15 protein-coding genes and 1 pseudogene are annotated in these 17,450 nt (G+C 67.3%); 9 read left to right on the forward strand and 7 right to left on the reverse strand.

Annotation, left to right across the window (positions count from 1 at the left end):
- Positions 1-51: 51 nt before the first annotated feature.
- Genes ACO6D6_RS02280 through ACO6D6_RS02295 form a run of 4 tightly spaced genes read left to right on the forward strand, consistent with a single transcriptional unit; the run spans position 52 to position 6,787 of the window.
- Entirely contained in the window at positions 52-1,023 is a 972-nt protein-coding gene (locus tag ACO6D6_RS02280) for a phosphodiester glycosidase family protein (protein ID WP_484782927.1), read from the forward strand.
- 4 nt (positions 1,024-1,027) lie between these two features.
- Positions 1,028-2,068 carry a GtrA family protein gene (locus ACO6D6_RS02285; protein ID WP_484782929.1) on the forward strand — a complete coding sequence of 347 codons (1,041 nt, stop codon included), beginning with the start codon at positions 1,028-1,030 and terminating at the stop codon, positions 2,066-2,068.
- Positions 2,069-2,077: 9 nt separating this feature from the next.
- Entirely contained in the window at positions 2,078-3,730 is a 1,653-nt protein-coding gene (locus ACO6D6_RS02290) for a DUF885 domain-containing protein (RefSeq protein WP_484782931.1), read from the forward strand.
- Between the two features lie 18 nt (positions 3,731-3,748).
- The gene (locus ACO6D6_RS02295; protein WP_484783399.1) at positions 3,749-6,787 is read left to right on the forward strand and encodes a glycine--tRNA ligase; all 3,039 of its coding nucleotides are present in this window, start codon (positions 3,749-3,751) and stop codon (positions 6,785-6,787) included.
- A 78-nt stretch (positions 6,788-6,865) separates the two neighbouring features.
- Here the strand turns inward: ACO6D6_RS02295 and ACO6D6_RS02300 are convergent, their stop codons facing one another.
- From ACO6D6_RS02300 to ACO6D6_RS02325, 6 genes and pseudogenes are all read right to left on the reverse strand, one after another.
- Positions 6,866-7,660 (reverse strand): HAD family hydrolase, encoded by a 795-nt coding sequence (locus tag ACO6D6_RS02300; RefSeq protein WP_484782932.1) that lies wholly within the window; start codon positions 7,658-7,660, stop codon positions 6,866-6,868.
- The gene (locus ACO6D6_RS02305; RefSeq protein ID WP_484782933.1) at positions 7,657-8,055 is read right to left on the reverse strand and encodes a hypothetical protein; all 399 of its coding nucleotides are present in this window, start codon (positions 8,053-8,055) and stop codon (positions 7,657-7,659) included. Before ACO6D6_RS02305 ends, ACO6D6_RS02300 begins: the two co-directional genes overlap by 4 nt.
- A 100-nt stretch (positions 8,056-8,155) precedes the next feature.
- Positions 8,156-8,491 (reverse strand): annotated as a pseudogene (locus tag ACO6D6_RS02310) (carbohydrate-binding domain-containing protein); the annotation flags it as partial.
- Positions 8,484-9,221, reverse strand: coding sequence for a polyphosphate polymerase domain-containing protein (locus tag ACO6D6_RS02315; RefSeq protein ID WP_484782935.1), 738 nt, complete (start codon positions 9,219-9,221; stop codon positions 8,484-8,486). The gene ACO6D6_RS02315 and the pseudogene ACO6D6_RS02310, both read right to left, overlap by 8 nt.
- Positions 9,218-9,790 carry a DUF4956 domain-containing protein gene (locus tag ACO6D6_RS02320; RefSeq protein WP_484782936.1) on the reverse strand — a complete coding sequence of 191 codons (573 nt, stop codon included), beginning with the start codon at positions 9,788-9,790 and terminating at the stop codon, positions 9,218-9,220. Before ACO6D6_RS02320 ends, ACO6D6_RS02315 begins: the two co-directional genes overlap by 4 nt.
- Positions 9,791-9,905: 115 nt before the next feature.
- A complete protein-coding gene (locus ACO6D6_RS02325; RefSeq protein ID WP_484782937.1) occupies positions 9,906-10,742 on the reverse strand; it encodes a hypothetical protein in 837 nt (278 codons plus the stop codon).
- A 111-nt stretch (positions 10,743-10,853) separates the two neighbouring features.
- Here ACO6D6_RS02325 and ACO6D6_RS02330 point away from each other — a divergent pair, with 111 nt between their 5' ends.
- Genes ACO6D6_RS02330 through ACO6D6_RS02345 form a run of 4 tightly spaced genes read left to right on the forward strand, consistent with a single transcriptional unit; the run spans position 10,854 to position 14,896 of the window.
- Positions 10,854-11,915, forward strand: coding sequence for an AAA family ATPase (locus tag ACO6D6_RS02330; RefSeq protein WP_484782938.1), 1,062 nt, complete (start codon positions 10,854-10,856; stop codon positions 11,913-11,915).
- A complete protein-coding gene (locus ACO6D6_RS02335) occupies positions 11,908-12,978 on the forward strand; it encodes a DUF58 domain-containing protein (RefSeq protein WP_484782940.1) in 1,071 nt (356 codons plus the stop codon). The genes ACO6D6_RS02330 and ACO6D6_RS02335 overlap by 8 nt, the downstream gene beginning before the upstream one ends.
- Positions 12,975-13,940, forward strand: a complete 966-nt coding sequence (locus ACO6D6_RS02340) for a VWA domain-containing protein (RefSeq protein WP_484782942.1) — start codon at positions 12,975-12,977, stop codon at positions 13,938-13,940. The genes ACO6D6_RS02335 and ACO6D6_RS02340 overlap by 4 nt, the downstream gene beginning before the upstream one ends.
- Positions 13,928-14,896, forward strand: a complete 969-nt coding sequence (locus ACO6D6_RS02345; protein ID WP_484782943.1) for a VWA domain-containing protein — start codon at positions 13,928-13,930, stop codon at positions 14,894-14,896. Before ACO6D6_RS02340 ends, ACO6D6_RS02345 begins: the two co-directional genes overlap by 13 nt.
- A gap of 10 nt (positions 14,897-14,906) precedes the next feature.
- On the opposite strand, the gene ACO6D6_RS02350 is transcribed toward ACO6D6_RS02345, so the two are convergent.
- On the reverse strand, positions 14,907-16,751 hold the full coding sequence (locus ACO6D6_RS02350) for an alpha/beta hydrolase family protein (RefSeq protein WP_484782945.1): 1,845 nt from the start codon (positions 16,749-16,751) through the stop codon (positions 14,907-14,909).
- A 131-nt stretch (positions 16,752-16,882) separates the two neighbouring features.
- Here ACO6D6_RS02350 and ACO6D6_RS02355 point away from each other — a divergent pair, with 131 nt between their 5' ends.
- Complete coding sequence (locus ACO6D6_RS02355; RefSeq protein WP_484782947.1) at positions 16,883-17,407, forward strand: DUF3145 domain-containing protein; 525 nt, start codon at positions 16,883-16,885, stop codon at positions 17,405-17,407.
- The last annotated feature ends 43 nt before the right edge of the window (positions 17,408-17,450 follow it).

Consider the following 17,450-nt stretch of genomic DNA (forward strand, 5'->3'; position numbering starts at 1 on the left):
GCGAAGCGTCACCACAGGTCCCGCACAGTGCGGTTCACGAAGGTGTTCGGCATGACGAACTCACGACCCACCTCGCGCATCTCCCGCCGAGCCGTCATCACCGGCGCCGCCGGGGCCATCGGGCTCGCAGCGGTGGGTGGCACGGCCTGGGCCCTCGACCGGTACCTGATAGAGCACACCGATGTCACCTCGGCGTCCGATTACCAGGGGCTGCCCGGCACCCAGACCAGCGCTACCGCCACCGCAACCGCCACCTCGGCGGGGGACGGGGTGCTCGAGGGCACGACCTACACCTCCAGCGACCGGCAGATCACCATCACCCCGCACTCCTCCGGTTCCGGGAACTCCGCCAAGGCCTGGTACGTGGCCGACGTGAAACTGAACGACGCCGCAGCCCTGCGCAACGCCTTCGCGAAGAACAGTTTCGGAACCAACATCATCGAGTACCCGACGGCGATCGCGGAGAACGTCGGGGCCCTGTTCGCCATCAACGGCGACTACTACGGTTTCCGCGACACCGGAATCATCATCCGCGACGGTGTCGCGTTCCGTGACGAACCGGCCCGCCAGGGTCTGGCGATCATGCGGGACGGCACCATGGTCAGCTATGACGAAACCAGCACCAACGCCGCGAAACTGATCTCCGACGGCGCCTGGCAGACCCTCTCCTTCGGTCCCACGCTCGTCGACGCCGGAACCGCCATTGAAGGCATCGACAAACTCGAGATCGACACCAACTTCGGCAACCACTCCATCCAGGGCACCCAGCCCAGGACGGGACTGGGAATGATCGCCGCAAATCATTTCGTCTTCGTCGTGGTGGATGGCCGTTCCGCCGGGTACAGCAACGGCATCACCATGACCGATTTCGCGCAGCTCTTCGTGGATCTGGGGGCGCGGGTCGCCTACAACCTGGACGGCGGCGGCTCCACCCAGATGGTTTTCAACGGTTCCCTCGTCAACAACCCCCTCGGCAAGAACAAGGAACGCGGCACCAGCGACATCCTGTGGATCGGAAGGTGAAACCATGCTCGTTCTCATTCCCGCCTACGAACCCGGCGACTCGCTCATCGCGCTGGTGCGTGAGCTACGGGCCCATCCCGCTTCTCCCAGCGTCCTGGTGGTGGACGACGGTTCCGGCCCCGACCACGACGAGATCTTCGCCCTGGCACGCATCCACGGCGCCACCGTGCACCGCTACCCGGAGAATCGTGGGAAGGGCCACGCACTCAAGACCGGGTTCGCCATCGCCGGGCGGCACCACCCCGGTGAAGTGGTCGTCTGCGCCGACTCCGACGGCCAGCACAGGGTGCCCGACATCATGCGGGTGGCCCGCGAGGTCGATGTCGGCTCCCGCGAGATGGTGCTCGGGGGGAGACGGTTCACCGGCCGGGTGCCGTTGCGCAGCGCCTTCGGGAACAAGGTGACCAGCTGGCTGTTCAAGACCCTGACCGCGATCCGGGTGGGTGACACCCAGACCGGGCTGCGTGCCTACCCGCCGAGCCTGCTCGAATGGCTCGGAACCATCCCGGGGGAGCGTTTCGAGTACGAGCTGTCCCTGCTGCTCCAGGCCAGGAAAGCAGGCATCAGCATCCGGGAGGCCGAGATCGAAACCGTCTACCTGCACGGCAACAAGAGCTCCCACTTCCGTCCCATCCGGGATTCGTGGCGGGTCTACCGGCCGTTGCTGGCCTTCGCAGGCTCGTCGCTGGTCGGGTTCGCCGTCGATTTCGTGGCCCTGCTGCTCCTGGTTGCCGCGACCCACAACCTGCTGTTCAGCGTGATCGCCGCCCGGGTGCTGTCCGCCACCGTCAACTACCTGCTCAACCGGCACGCGGTGTTCCGTGACGGCGACCGCAGCACCCCGCTGAGGTACGTGCTCCTCGCCTGCGGAATTCTCGCGGCCAACTACGTGCTGCTGCGGGCCCTGTCGATCGTCATGCCACTGGCGGTGGCGAAGCTGCTGACCGAGGTCGCGTTGTTCGCGATCAGTTTCGCCGCCCAACGCGCCCTGGTGTTCACCCACAAGGAGATGAGCACTCGGAAAGGGCAGCTCATCACCCGATAGGTTGGGTGCATGCGCAAATCCACTCCACTCGACGCCGTCGCCGAGGCCCATGTCGAAGCCTTGGCGGCCCACGACCCCCTCGAGGCAACGGGAATCGGTCTGCCGGGACATGACCACGAACTGCCCGACTACTCCCCGGAGGGCACCGGCCGCTGGGCAGATGAGCTGCGGCGCACGCTCCGGTTGGTCGAGGAGACCCCGAGAACGGATGCGGTCGACGAGGTCACCGCCGCGGCCATGACGGAACGGCTCGGCCTCGAACTGGAGAGCATTGAGGCAGGTGACCAGTTCGCCGCGGTCAACAACATCGACTCGCCCGTCCAGTGGCTGCGGGACATCTTCGACCTGATGCCCACCGGGACCGACGAGGACTGGAGCAACATCGCATCCCGGATGGCGGGCATGTCCCGCGCCGTCGGCGGCTACGTCGAGACCCTGCGCGAGGGCATCGCACGAGGAATCATCCCGGCCCGCCGCGCAGTGACCGACGTGGCGGCCCAGGCCACCGAACTGGCCGGGGAGAAGTCGAGATTCCGCCAGCTGGTGGCCGAATCCGGGCGGGAGGGAACACTCGGCGCCGAGCTGCAACGGGCCGCGGAGCTCGCCCGCGGCGCCTTCGGGGACCTGGCCCGGTTCCTCACCCAGGACCTGGCCCCCGTCGCCCGGGAAGCTGATGCGGTGGGGCGGGAACGCTACCAGCGGGCCTCCCGGGAGTTCCTGGGCGCCCGGATCGACCTCGATGAAACCTACGAGTGGGGAGTTGAATCGCTGGCCAGGATCACCGCCGAGCAGGAGGCCATCGCCCGCGAGGTCGCGGGGCCCGGGGCCACCACCGCCGACGCGATCGCCGTGCTGAACGCCGACCCCGCGAACCAGCTGCACGGCACCGGGGCACTGCGGGAGTGGATGCAACGCACCGCCGACGAGGCCATCGCGGCCCTGGACGGGAAGTACTTCACCCTGGACCCGAGGGTGCGCACCATCGAGGGCATGATCGCCCCCTCGGCGACCGGCGGCATCTATTACACCGGACCCTCCGCCGACTTCTCCCGCCCCGGCCGGATGTGGTGGTCCGTTCCCGAGGGGGTCACCGAGTTCACCACCTGGCAGGAGAAAACCACCGTCCATCACGAGGGTGTGCCCGGGCATCACCTGCAGATCGGGCAGGCCGTCGCCCAGGGGGAGAGCCTGAACCGTTGGCGGTCGCTGATCTGCTGGGTCTCCGGGCACGGCGAGGGCTGGGCGCTGTACGCGGAACGTCTCATGGACGAGTTCGGTTTCCTGAACCCGGGGGAGCGCCTCGGGATGCTCGACGGCCAACGGTTGCGCGCCACCCGGGTCGTTCTCGACCTGGGCCTCCATCTCGGGAAACCCGCCTTCGACCGCTACGGCGGCGGTATCTGGGACTACGACAAGTGCTGGCAGCTGCTGCGCGACAACGTCGCCATGGAGGAAAACCAGCTGCGTTTCGAGCTGCACCGCTACCTGGGCTGGGCGGGGCAGGCCCCCAGCTACCTCATCGGCCAGCGGATCTGGGAGCAGATCCGCGACGACGTGACCCGCCGGGCCGGGCAGGATTTCGACCTGCGCGACTTCCACGACCGTGCCCTGGCGGTCGGGTCGCTGCCGCTTGACGTGCTGCGCGAGGTGCTTGCCGGGTAGTCTGGCCCGGTGCTGACGATGCAAGACGCTCTCCGGATCCTGTCCGACTACTGGACCTCGCGCGGCTGCCTGACCTGGCAGCCCTACAACTCGGAGGTGGGGGCCGGCACCATGAACCCCGCCACCGTGCTGCGGGTCCTCGGACCGGAACCGTGGGACGTCGCATACGTCGAACCTTCCGTGCGTCCCGACGACTCCCGTTACGGCGAGAACCCGAACCGGCTGCAGACCCACACCCAGTTCCAGGTGATCCTGAAACCCGAACCCGGCGACCCGCAGGAGCTCTACCTCGGGTCGCTGGAGGCCCTCGGGATCGACCTCGACGCCCACGACGTGCGTTTCGTCGAGGACAACTGGGCGCAGCCCGCCATCGGTGCGTGGGGGCTCGGCTGGGAGGTGTGGCTCGACGGGATGGAGATCACGCAGTTCACCTACTTCCAGCAGGTCGGTGGGCAGGATCTCGACCCGATTCCCGTGGAACTGACCTACGGGATCGAACGCATCCTGATGGCACAGCAGCGCGTCACCCACTTCAAGGACATCGCCTACGCCCGCAAGGCCGACGGCGGTGTCGTGACCTACGGTGAGGCGTTCGGCCAGCAGGAGTACGAGATGAGTCGCTACTACCTGGACGACGCCGACATCGAGACGAACCGGCGGCTCTACGAGGCCTACGCATCGGAGGCCACCCGCATGGTCGAGGCACGGCTGCCGGTGCCCGCCCACTCCTACATCCTCAAATCCAGCCACGCTTTCAACGTGCTCGACGCCCGCGGCGCGATCTCCACCACGGAACGCGCCCAGGCGTTCAGAACCATGCGCCGTCTGATGCGCGACACCGCAGCGCTGTGGGTGGAACGGCGAGGCGAGCTGGGTTTCCCGCTGCTCAAGGAAACCGAGAAGAAAACCGGGACACCAGAGGAGGCCATTGAGGAACCCGCCACGGACCGGCCCCGGACCTTCGCCCTGGAGATCGGCCTGGAGGAGCTTCCCCCGCACGTCGTCGGCCCCACCGTCGAGGCGGTGAACAAGACCCTCACGAACGGGCTTGCGGCCTCACGCCTGGCGCACGGCGAGATCCGCGTCGACGGCACCCCCAGGCGCATCGTGGCAATCGTCGACGGGGTTGCGGCCCGGGAACCGGACGCCACGAACCTGCGGAAAGGCCCGAAATGGGCGGTTTCCTTCGATGCCGACGGCAACCCCACCAAACCGCTGCAAGGTTTCATGCGCGGCCAGGGGGTCACCCTGGAGCAGGTCGTCAAGGCCGAGGTGAACGGCGCCGAACACGCCTGCGTTGCCGTCGAATCGCCGGGCCGCAACGCCCTGGACGTGTTGAAGGGCATCGTCGAGGACTGCGTGTCCGGGCTGCGCGCCGAGAAGAACATGCGCTGGTGTGATCCGAAGCTGTCCTTCTCCCGGGCCGTGCGCTGGCTGGTGGCGCTCTGGGGGGAACAGGTCGTCCCCGCCCGCATCTCCGAGGTGGTTGCGGGACGCAGCACCTATCTGCAACGCACCACCGCGGCATCCGCCGAGAGCGGGAGACGCTTCGACGGTGTTCCTGTCGGATTCCACGAGGTCGCCTCCGCCGATGACCTGCCGGGCCTGCTCGCCGAGGGGCGGATCGCGCTCGGTTTCGCGGAGCGCCGGAAGGCGGTCGTGGATCAGGCGGAGAAACTGGCGGCCGGTGTGGGCGGCTTCATCGATTTCAAGGACAATGCCGCGCTGGTTGACGAGATCACCAACCTGGTGGAGGAACCCTTCGGGGTGCTGGGCGGTTTCGACGAGCGCTACCTGGAGCTCCCGGACCGGATCCTGGTCTCCGTCATGGCCAAGCATCAGCGCTACCTGCCGGTTCGCGACGCCGAGGGGCGTCTGTTGCCGTATTTCGTGACCATGGCAAACGGTGCCTGCGACAAGACCGTGGTGGCGGCGGGCAACGAGTCGGTGCTGCGGGCCCGCTACGAGGATGCGCTGTTCTTCTGGAACCAGGACCTCGAGGTTGAATCGGTCGACGTCTTCGTGCCGGGTCTCGAGAAACTGACCTTCGAGAACCGGCTCGGTTCGGTGGGGCAGCGCGCCCGCCGCATCGCCGCGGTGGCCGCCAGGCTGGGGGAGGGGCTGGGGCTCGCCCCGGAGCAGGCCGCGACCCTGGAACGCGCCGGGCAACTGGCGAAGTACGACCTGGCGACGAACCTCGTCACGGACATGACCGGCCTCGCCGGTTTCGTCGCCCGCGAGTACGCGCTCCGCAAGGGCGAGACCCCCGCGGTCGCGGAGGCCCTCCACGAGATGGAACAGCCCCACACCTCCGCCGACGCGGTCCCGGCCTCGCTCCCGGGCGCCCTGCTGGCCCTGGGGGACCGGTTCGACCTGCTGATGGCGATGTTCGCCCTCGGGGCGAAACCCTCCGGTTCCTCCGATCCCTATGGGCTGCGGCGGGCCGCACTGGGTGTGGTGCGCGTGCTGCGTGAGGTTCCCGGGCTGGCCGGCACTGGTGTGCGAGACGGCCTGGTGGCCGCGGCGGAGGCGTTGAGGGCCCAGGGCGTCGAGGTTTCCCGGGAAGCGATCGCGGCGGCCGAAGAGTTCGTCGTCGGCCGCTATGCCCAGCTGATGCGCGACGAGGGCCGCTCCGCCGACATGGTTGCCGCGGTCCTGCCGTCGGCCGCCCACCCGGCGGACGCGGAGACGAAGGCCAACGACCTGGAGGCCCTTCTCGGGGAACCCGGCTGGCGGGCCATCGTGGAGGCCATCGTGCGGATCCACCGCATCCTCCCCGCGGGCACCACCCCGGGGTTCGATCCGGCGGCCCTGGTCGACGACGCGGAGAAGGCCCTCGCCGAGGCCATTGCGGACAGGAAACCCTGCGAATCCGTCTCCGGTTTCGCAACCTCGGCGAAGGACCTGGTCGACCCCATCGCCCGGTTCTTCAACGACACCCTGGTGATGGCGAAGGAACCCGGGCTGAGGGCGGCACGCCTGGGTCTGCTGGCCGGCGTCGCGGCCCTCGCCCCGGCGGGCCTGGACTGGGCCGCCATCGACGCGGCGACGAAGTGAGAACACCGGGGACGGCTCCGGGAGCGGGCAGTCCCCGGTGTCATGACCACCCACCCCGGGGACGCTGGGTGATGCGGGTCACGCATCCAGCAGGCGCAGGATCTGTTCGCCGACGGCCCCCTCGTGGTTGGGGCCGATCTGGGTGAACCCCCGGCCGAGCAGGCACGGATCGGCGTTCGCCATGACGTAGCCCCGGCCCACCAGCTCCAGCATTCCCAGGTCGTTGTGCATGTCCCCGAACGCGACCGCGTCGGCCGCATCGATACCGACCTCCTCCAGCAGCCTCGCCAGGGCGGTGCCCTTGGTGACGCCCGGCGCCGACAGTTCGACGGTGCCGTACGCGTCCTGCCAGGAGAAGGTGGCCTGGAGAATCTCACCCGCGGCGGCGACGGCCACGGGGGAGAAGGTGTGGGTGTCGGCTCGGCGGGTGTGGGCGAGCACCTTGATGATCGGGGCGGCCACCAGCAGGTCCGTGAGGTCGGCCACATGGTCGGCCCCGGAGAAAAGCCCCGCCGGGTAGCCGGGTTCGCGACCCCATCCTTGTTCGTACTCCACCGCGAACGAAACCTCGAGTTCCGGCGGCAGCGCGGCCGCGAAGGTCAGGGCCCGCTCCGGTTCGATCGGGTGGATCAAGTCGGGACGGGGCCTCGCCAGCCGGCCGACGGCCGCCCCGTTGCTGGAGATCACCACGGGATCCAGGTCACGCAGCTCCGTCAGGACGTCGAGCCAGCGCCTGGGTCTGCCCGTGGCGATCACGAATACGACACCCTCCTCGATGGATCGTCGCGCCGCCGCCAGGTTTGACTGGAGGAGGACGGCGTTCGCACCCAGGAAGGTGCCGTCCAGGTCCGTGGCGATCAGGGCCGGTTTCATGCCATCAGGCTACCGGTGTTCACCGGGGTCAACTGCCGGGCCGGCTTCTTCGCTGATCCGCGCCGGGCTGCCCGCCGCCCGGGCCGGAACCCATGCCGGTCGCGTACTGGTTGGCGGGGACCGTGCCCGCCGATTTGCCGCCCAGCAGGATCTCGTAGGTGCCGTCCGCCGAGATGGCAGGGGCCGGAGTACAGCACCGAGGAGTACTGCTTGGAGGAGGCCTGGGTGGCTATCGCATTCCCGCTGGAATCCGCGATGGAGACCTCACCGGTGGAGCTGCCGTTCAGGTTCGTGAACACGAATGCCTGGGTGGAGCTCTCGGAGGGGGACTCGGCCATGCCGGAGGCCCCGATCGCCCAGAGCTCGCCGCCGGTGATGGTCAACCCCGACTGCACGTCGACCGAGCCGTTTCCCCCATGGTGGGTCCGAGAACCACGACGCTGCCCCCGAGATCACGAGGGTCTGGGTCTTGATGGCCTTCAGGGAGTCGGAGACGGTGACGGCACCTCCCGATATCGCGACATCGTTGAACCCCTTGATGCCGTCATCCCCGGATGTGATGTTGACGGTTCCGTTCTCGATCAGAACGTAGCCACGGTCGGCGTCGGTCTCGTTGTCGGATTTGATGCCGTCCCCGGTGGCCTCCACATTGACGGTTCCACCCGAGACGATGACGGGGCATCGCCGGAGGTGTCCGCGTAGGTGTTCGCGTCGGAAATCGTGTTCTCGGTGCAGCCGGCGAGGACGGCGACTGCCGCGAGCGAGGCGAGTCCGAGTTTGAGCTTTCGCATTTTCGTGTTCGTTCCTTCGGTGGTCTCGTTGGTCAGAAATGTCGGTTCAGTACCCGGTGCCAGCGGTTCGCGGGTAGTTCGGGATGCAGGGCGGCAAGACCGGTGGCGTACTTGGAGATCCGTTGCGGGCGGTATCCGTGGTGCCAGAGGGTCCGGTCCGCAGAACTGGGGGCCGACCCCGACTTGGTCTCGATGATCGCCAGCCGGGGAACCCGCAGGCTGTGGCCGTTGTCCACCCAGACGATCTCCCGGTCCAGGGTGAGCCGGGCCCGGCCGTCGGAGGTGAGCAGCGTGGCACGCAGGTAGCTGGTTTCCAGGCTCGGTCTCAGCCACTGCGGGCGGATCCCGTGAATCCCACCGGCGGTGAGGCGGTCGTTGATGAAGCCGTACTGTGTTGGCGCGATCTCGAACAGCGCCGCCGGATCGTGGGGGATGCGTTCCTTGACGGTGCTGCCGCCGCGCCGGGTCTTGACCTCCAGGAAGGCCTCGTCGGAGTCCCGGTAGTGGCGGACCCTCACCTTGAACCGGTGCGGGCGGCCCCGCGCGGCCATCAGATAGGAGTCGCGGGCCGTGGTGTCGAAATAGACGGAGGTGTATCCGAACTCCGTCCTTCCCCCGATGTCCAGGACCCTGGTGCCGGTCGGCAGGGAATCGAGTATCGCCTCGGCGGCGCGCTGGTGCAGCGGATACTTGCGGTCCACCCGGCTCATGAACTCCGCGACCGCGTTGAGTTCGTCGAGGTGAACCGAGGCGAGATCGCTCAGGCTCATCGCAGCACCTCCGTCCTCTCGGTGACCGGGAGACCGGCCCCCGGGGCGTAGCGAACTTCGACGAGGGTGGTGTCGGCGACGAAGTCGATTTGCTGGACGTTCACCCCGAGCATCCGGCCCCCGAGACGGGTCGCCAGCTCGTAGCGGAGTTCCTCGGGATCGGTGATCGCCCGGTCGAGGTTCACGACCTCGCGTTTGACCCCTGTCCGGAACCGGGAGGAGTCGGCAAAGGCCAGGACGATCACGATGAGGGCCATCGTCGCATAGGTGGTGGTGGAGCCCCCGATCCCACCCAGCAGGCCGAGCGCGAGCGAACTGAAGTAGTAGGCCACCTCGTGCTGGGCCAGTTCATCGGACCGAAGCCGGATGATTGACAGCACCCCGAACAGGCCCAAGCCGAGCCCTGCTGCCACGGCGCTGTTCAGCAGCCCGATGGAAACCGCCATGACGCCGATGTTGACACCCAGATAGGCAACCGCCAGATCACGACGGTGATGCCGTGGCAGGTAGATGGCGAAGACGAGAACGCAGATCGCGACGATATTGGCTAGGTAGGGCAGGAATTGCATGTGCTGGCCTTGTCGATCGGTGGAGAGGAGTTTTCCTCAGGGCGATCACCATTCAGCCGGGCCAACTTGTACGTTGCCTGTGTTCCGCGGATGCGACGGGTGTGAAGACGGCCGGTTACAACTTGCGTTCGGGACTCGGGCTGCCCGGGCCCGAGGAATCACCCGAGGGCTGCTCCATCGACGGGGTGTCGCTGCGGCTCTCCAATTCCGAGGGTTCCCCCGAGGAGGGCTCCCCGGAGGACGGGCTGGGGGACCCGCCCTCGGAAGTGGAAGTGGAACTCGGTACGGGGGCGGGCGGAGGTACCTTCTGCTGGTTCTGGAACACCAGGATCGCCAACAGCACCGCGACCGAGGCGATCAGCAACATCAGCAGGAAGGACGTGAACAGGCTGAGCCAGCCGGCCCGGTCCTTGCGGCCCGGCCAGGGAAGCGGCCACATCCGCCACGTTCCCGGGCGAATGTTCTGCCACCAGTGCATTTGGAAATCCGGTCCCGCGGGGGAACCGAGCTGGGGGGTGTGCACGAGATCGACTGCGGCGAGCACCCGTTGCGCCTCGGCCACGGCCCCGGGGGAACCGGAGAAGGCCAGGGCCACCCATGGGGCGAGGGGACGGTGGGAGGCGACGATCGGGTCGTCGTCCTCATCCCGGAAACGCACCGCCATGCGCCCTTCATCCTGGTCCTGACCGCCACGGGCCACGACGGTGTCGATGTGCATGGCGTTGATCTCACCGGAAAAACGTGCCCGCGCCGCGGGATCCGAGGCGGCCCCGTCGCGCAGGTGAATCAGCATCACCGGATCCGAGCCGTCCGCGTGCGCGCAGTAGACGACACCCGCCGGGCTCTCCGTGAGGCGTGAGTCGATCCAGAAATCACCAACACGCACCGGGTCCTCCGGGAGAAGAGGATGGTGCTCCGCGTATTCGGGTATGGGATCTGGTGGCTGAGTCATCAAGGACTATGACATCACATTGCAAGGTCCTCCCGCCCGCGGACATCACATCTCGGTCCTGCTCGACGGGCGCGGTATCGTGGTGCGCGATCGTTTCAAGGAGACTCCAAGTTGACTACCCCCAGCGCGCAGCCATCCCTGCCCACCACCGTTGCCGACGCCGCCCGCCTGCTGGGCGTGGCCATCAGCCAGGTGCAGCGGGTGATCGTCGGTCAGGAACACATGGTCCAGCAGTTGATGGTGGCTCTTCTGGCGAAGGGACACTGCCTTCTCGAAGGTGTGCCGGGCGTGGCGAAAACCTTGGCGGTACGTTCCTTCTCGACAGTCGTCGGAGGGGATTTCGCCCGGGTGCAGTTCACCCCGGATCTGGTTCCCTCCGACATCGTCGGAACCCGCATCTATTCCGCCAGTTCTGAATCCTTCGAGATCGAGCTCGGACCGGTTTTCGTGAACTTCGTGTTGGCCGACGAGATCAACCGGGCACCCGCGAAGGTGCAGTCCGCGATGCTTGAGTTGATGGCCGAGAAACAGGTCTCCATCGGCGGCAGGACCTACCCGGCGCCCGAACCGTTCATCGTGATCGCAACCCAGAACCCCATCGAGTCCGAGGGTGTCTATCCGCTTCCCGAGGCTCAGCGGGACCGTTTCCTCGTGAAGGTGGACGTGCCCTACCCGAAGGGCAACGAGGAATTCGAGATCCTCAGGCGGATGAGCATCAAACCTCCGCAGGCGGAGCAGGTGCTGAACCCCGAGTTGGTGCGCCACCTGCAGGACATGGCTTCCAAGGTTTTCGTCCACAACCTGGTCAGCGAGTACATCGTGCGCCTCGTACTGGCCACCCGGAACCCCGCAGATTTCGGGATGCCGGACCTGGAGCCGGTGATCCAGATCGGCTGTTCCCCCCGCGCCACGCTCGGCCTGGTGGCCGCGTCGCGTTCCCTGGCTCTTATCAACGGCCGTGACTACGTGCTCCCCACCGACGTGCAGGCGGTGGCCCGCGACGTCATGTCCCATCGCATCGTGCTCGGTTTCGACGCGGTGGCCGACAACGTCATGACCACCGACGTGGTGGACCGCATACTGGCCATGGTTCCGGCACCCACCCCGGTGTGGAACGACCAGTCACGCCAGCAGCGCCACCAGCAGCACGGCTACCAGCCCGGTCATGCCTGAGGGCATCTTGTCCTCCCCATCCTTCGCGCCGGCGGATCAGGCGCCCCACGATCCCGGGGCCGCCGTCTCCGTGCTGCACACACCGAGCGGCCCCACCATCCCGCTGGCCAAACTGGCCCCGGAAGCCGCCTTGCGGCGCCTGGAACTCGCGGTCGTGCGTCGCCTGGAGGGTTTCCTGCACGGAGACCATCTGGGTCTGCTCCCCGGACCGGGTTCCGACACCAATGACGCCCGCCCCTACCAGCCGGGCCAGGATGATGTCCGGATGATGGACTGGGCAGTCACCGCGCGCACCACGGTTCCCCACGTCCGCGACACCATTGCCGACCGTGAACTCGAGGTCTGGGGGCTGCTGGACGTGACCCCGTCGATGAACTGGGGGACCGATGGCATCACCAAACGGGACCTGGGCATCGCGGCCATCGCGACGATCGGTTTCCTCAGCCAGCGGATGGGGGACCGGTTCGGCGGGCTGATGATGCTTCCCGACCGCATCAAGAGACTGCCCGCCCGTTCGGGCCGGACAGCGCTGTACGGGATGCTGCGGCAGATGCTCACCGAACCCATCGTCCCCGACAACGCCCCCGGTGACCTGGAACTGGTGGACGGGATCGAACAGATGGCACGTTCCCAGCGCCGCCGCGGCATGCGGGTGGTGGTCTCGGATTTCCTGACCGCGGGCGAGGCCGAACTGGACCCGGACCGGCCACCGGCCTGGGAACGGGCGATCAGGAGGTTGGCGGTTCGCAACCAGGTGCTGTGCGTCGAGGTGGTTGACCGACACGAACTGGAGTTCCCCGATGTCGGGGAGATGCTGATCCGCGACCCGGAAACCCCCTTCCTGCGCTACATCAACACCTCCGATCCGGTCGCGCGCCAGCGGATGGACGACGCGTCCCGTGCGCAGCGTGAACGAATCAAGGTGGCGCTCAGGCGCGCGGGGGCGGGACACATCCAGCTGCGCACGGACCGTGACTGGGTAGCCGACATCGCGCGTTTCGTCCTCGGATACCGGCGGGTCGCCAGCGTCCTTCACGCACCGCCGCAGGGGGTGAGCCGATGATGGACTGGTTGGCGTTCAAGACCCCCGAACGATTGTGGGCGCTGCTGGTTCTGCCCGCGCTGATCATCGCCTACCTGGTGTTGATGCGTCTCAAGGGGCGGACCTCGCTGCGTTTCACCAACACCGGGGTGCTGGGCCGGGTGATCGGTTCCCAGCGCCGCTGGACACGGCACCTGGCGGTTTTCATGTCGCTGTGTTCCCTGGTGGCGCTGACCCTGGCGTGGGCCCAGCCGCTCGGAACGGAGAAGGTCCCGCGGGAACGGGCCACCGTGATCATGGTGATAGACACATCGCTTTCCATGCAGGCAACCGACGTCGACCCGAACCGGCTGGACGCGGCAAAGGCCGCGGCGAAACAGTTCGTTGACGCGCTACCCGACTCCTACAACGTCGCCCTGGTCTCGCTCAACGGTTCCCCTTCAATGATCATGCCCCCGTCAACGGACCGGGGCGCGCTGATCAGGGCCGTCGACACCCTGGAGCTCAAGGAGGGCACCGCAATCGGGGACGCGCTGGACCAGGCACTCAAGGCCATCAGCGAAGCCCCCGCCCCCGAGGACGGTTCCGACCCCGCCCCGGCCATGATCGTGATGCTGAGTGATGGCGGGAACACCTCGGGTACGGAACCCGCTGGAAGCGCGAGCCGTGCGCAGGAGGCCGGGGTGCCGGTGTTCACCATCGCCTATGGAACCGAGAACGGATACGTGGATCTGGAAGGGAAACGATACAACGTCGCCCCGGACAACGAGATTCTCCGGTCGATCTCCGCGACCACGGGCGGGGAATCGGTTTCCGCGGACAGCGCGGACAGCCTGAAGGACGCCTACAAGAAGATCGGTTCATCGGTGGGCACGGAAGAGGTGAAGAAACCGGTGACCGCGCAGTACGCGTTCGGGGCGCTCGGTTTTGCGGTGGTGGCCGCGCTGGGGGCAGTGATGATGGCTGCGAGGTGGCCCCGATGACGACACTGGTGCTCGAGTTCATGCAGCCCACCCGGTTGTGGGCGCTGTTGCTGATCCCCGCCATCGCGGGGGTCTACTGGTACCTGGCCAATCGGATTCCCCAGTCGCGGACCCCGAATTCGCGGCTGAGATTCGTCATCCCCAAGGACGCGGCCTGGAAACGTCACGGCGCCGTGCTGCTGGCGTTGCTCAGCCTCGCCTCGCTGGTGGTCGCTTGGGCGATGCCGAAGGACTACGGACGTCAGGCGAGGGACCGGGCCACCATCGTGGTCACGATAGACGTGTCCTGGTCCATGGAGGCCGAGGACGTGGCCCCCAACCGGCTCGAGGCCGCCAAGGAATCGGCCAAGAAGTTCATCGCAAGCCTCCCGGAGCGTTTCAACGTCGCACTGGTCACCTTCGCTGGAACCGCCAGCGTCAACGTTCCCCCGACCGTGGACCGGGGGGTGCTGAACCGCGCCATAGACGGCATCCAGATGGCTCCCTCCACCGCGATCGGAGAGGCGATCTACACCAGCCTCGACGCACTGAAACTGGTGCCACCGGATCCCGATCATCCCGACGAAACGGCCCCGGCAGCAATAGTGCTGCTCTCGGACGGTGCATCAAACCTGGGGCGGAATTCGGCCACGGCGGCCCAGCAGGCGAAGCAGCTGGGGGTCCCCATCCACACCATCGCCTACGGAACCCAGGACGGCTACGTCGAGGCCAACGGCAGGCGGGAACGGGTGGCCGTGGACCATCACGAGCTCTACGTGGTCGCGGAGAACTCCGGGGGCAAGAAATTCTCGGCCGAGTCGGCGGGTGAACTCAGCGAGATCTACCGGGCGATCTCCTCCGACCTGGGCTACGAACTGGTTCCAATGGAGGTCACGGACCAGTACGCGGGGTTGGCGATAATCTTCGCGGTCCTCGCCGCCATGGGCGTGATCTCCCTCGGGGCCCGCTGGCCCTGATCGGGTTCCCTCAGGGTTTGAGGTTCTCGATCGGCAGGACGGGAATGTCTTCGCTGAGCGGCAGGCCGAAAACCTGTTCCAGGAAGGACAGCTGGGACTTCAGCGATTGCTCGCGGGCCGCGAGCGAACGGAAACCGTGGCCTTCGTGCTCGAAAGTGACCAGCGCCAGGGGAAGACCCTTGGCTCGCACCGCCTCCGCCATGTCGAAGGCCTGCCCGGGTGGCACGACGCGATCCTCCAGGCCCTGCAGGATCAGCATGGGGGCGTTCAGCCGGTCAAGCTGGGTTATCGGGGAACGTTCCCGGTAGACCCGCTCTTCTTCCGGCCACGGAGCGACCAGGGCGAAGGTGTAGTGGGATTCCGCCTTGTGGGTTTCCTCGACGAGAGTCCGAAGATCCCCGATGCCGTAGGAACTGATACCGGCGGCGAAGAAATCGCTGGTCACCAGGGCCTGCAGGGTGGTGTAGCCGCCCGCGCTGCCACCGGCGATGGCCACACGCCCAGGATCCGCCAGCCCGGCCCGGCACACCTCGCGGGCCGCGGCCACCACGTCGGCGACATCCAGGACGCCCCACTGTCCCTTCAACCGGTCCCGGTAGGCGCGGCCGAAACCGGTGGAACCCGAGTAGTTCACATCCAGCACGGCGAATCCACGGGACACCCAGAACTGGATCATCTTGTCGAAGCTCGGATGGTGAACGGACGTGGGGCCACCATGGGTGAGCACGAGCATGGGCGCTGCCGCATCGACTCCGGGAACCGGGTAGAACCAGGACTGCACCGGCCCCGCGGGCCCCTCGGCCCAGCGACAAGCGGGCCGGCTCAGGTCCGCCAGCGGTTCGGGGGCCACGATTTCGGTTCGTTTCCCGGTGGGGGAGATGCGCACCAGGGAGGCCGGGCGGTCATCCCATTCCGCTATCGCGAACAGATCCTGCCCGAAGGAGGCCAAGGACTCGATCATGGCCGTCCCGGGAAGCGGGTGGGTGACCTCGCCGCCGCGCGGATGCCACATCGCGAGCGCACCGCGCCCGTCGGCGATCTGAACCGTCGCCAGCATGTCATCCCCCACGGCGCAGGCGGGTGGGGTGTCCAGCACCCACACGGGAATCGAGCAGTCGTGAGGGGTGCGCCAGGTCGACATCCCATCGAAGTGGTGCACCACCCAGTTCCAGTAGCCGGATTTGTCCGTGACACAGGCCAGGGAGCCGTCCCCGAGCCAGACCGGGTGTTGCGCGCTGGTCCCGGAGCTCCCGTGGATCCTGTCGAGGCACCCGGGATCGTCGAGGTTCGTGACCCACACCGATGCCTCGTCCCAGCTCATGTTCGGGTGCATCCACTGGAACCAGGCGAGCCGCCCGTCGCGGACCACCGGGCCCGCGTAGAAATCGGCGCCGGTCACCAGAACGCGACCCCCTTCGGCATTGCCGGAATCCAGGTCCAGGGCGACGATCTCGCTGCGTTCCTCGGGGGTCGCGTCGTGATCCTCACGGACCGCGAGAAGCAGCCGGCGTTGCGGATCCAGGGTCAGCCCGCCGTATCGGAACCTGGTGCTCCCGGGGGTCAGGGGACGGGTGGTGTCCCCGTCCCGGAGCCACACCCGCTTGGTGAAATCGTCGCACCACGCCACCAGGGCGTCGGCCACCGCGTAGGCGCCCCCGCCGTACTCCATGACCCGGGAACGCACGTTGAAACCGGGGGTGATCTCGGTGATCTCGCCTTCCCGCCAACGCCGGACGGTCACCCGGCCATCCTCGGCGGCGATCCCCGCCAGCCAGAACACCCCGTCCCCGCTGGCCCGGACCTGACGGATGGACTCCGTGCCCACGAGGGCCTGTTCAATTGACATGCGCTGCATGGCCCCAGTTTATGGCCGGCCCCATCGTCCATTGTTTGTGCCTTTTCCGTAGCTGTAGCACAATTGACCTCGCCTGGAGTTTGAAGCGGATCGCAGGGGAAGGCAATCCAGCCGAGACCCAGGAGAACAACATGAACGTTTGCACGGCCACCGAGAGCCTGCCCGGGGCGCGGGGGATGATCTTCATCCACTCCACCCCGGTTGCGTTGTGCCCGCATCTGGAATGGGCAGCCGCCTCGGTTCTCGGCGCGGGACTCAGCTGGCAGTGGAGCGAGCAGAACGCCGAACCCGGTTCTCACCGGGCCGAACTCTCGTGGGCCGGGCCCACCGGTTCAGGAGCGAGGCTCGCATCCCGTTTCGCCGAATTCGGTCGCATCCGCTTCGAGGTGACCGAGGAAGCCATGCTCGGGGCCGAGGGAACCCGCTACTGCTACACCCCTTCACTGGGTCCGTTCGCCGCCACGGTCGGGGTGCACGGCGACATCCTGGTTCCCGAGGACCGCATCCGTCATGCCCTCGACACCGCCTCCGCCAAGGGCATGAGCGTCCACCAAGCCATGGAAAGACTCCTCGGGACCGCCTGGGATGAGGAACTCGAACAATTCCGGTACGGCTCGGAGGACGCCCCGATCCGGTGGCTCCACCAGGTCGTGTGACGACCGCTGGTCGGTGATGCCCGGCGCACCCCCGACCCGGTGC

This window comes from Arachnia sp. (genome assembly GCF_057238465.1).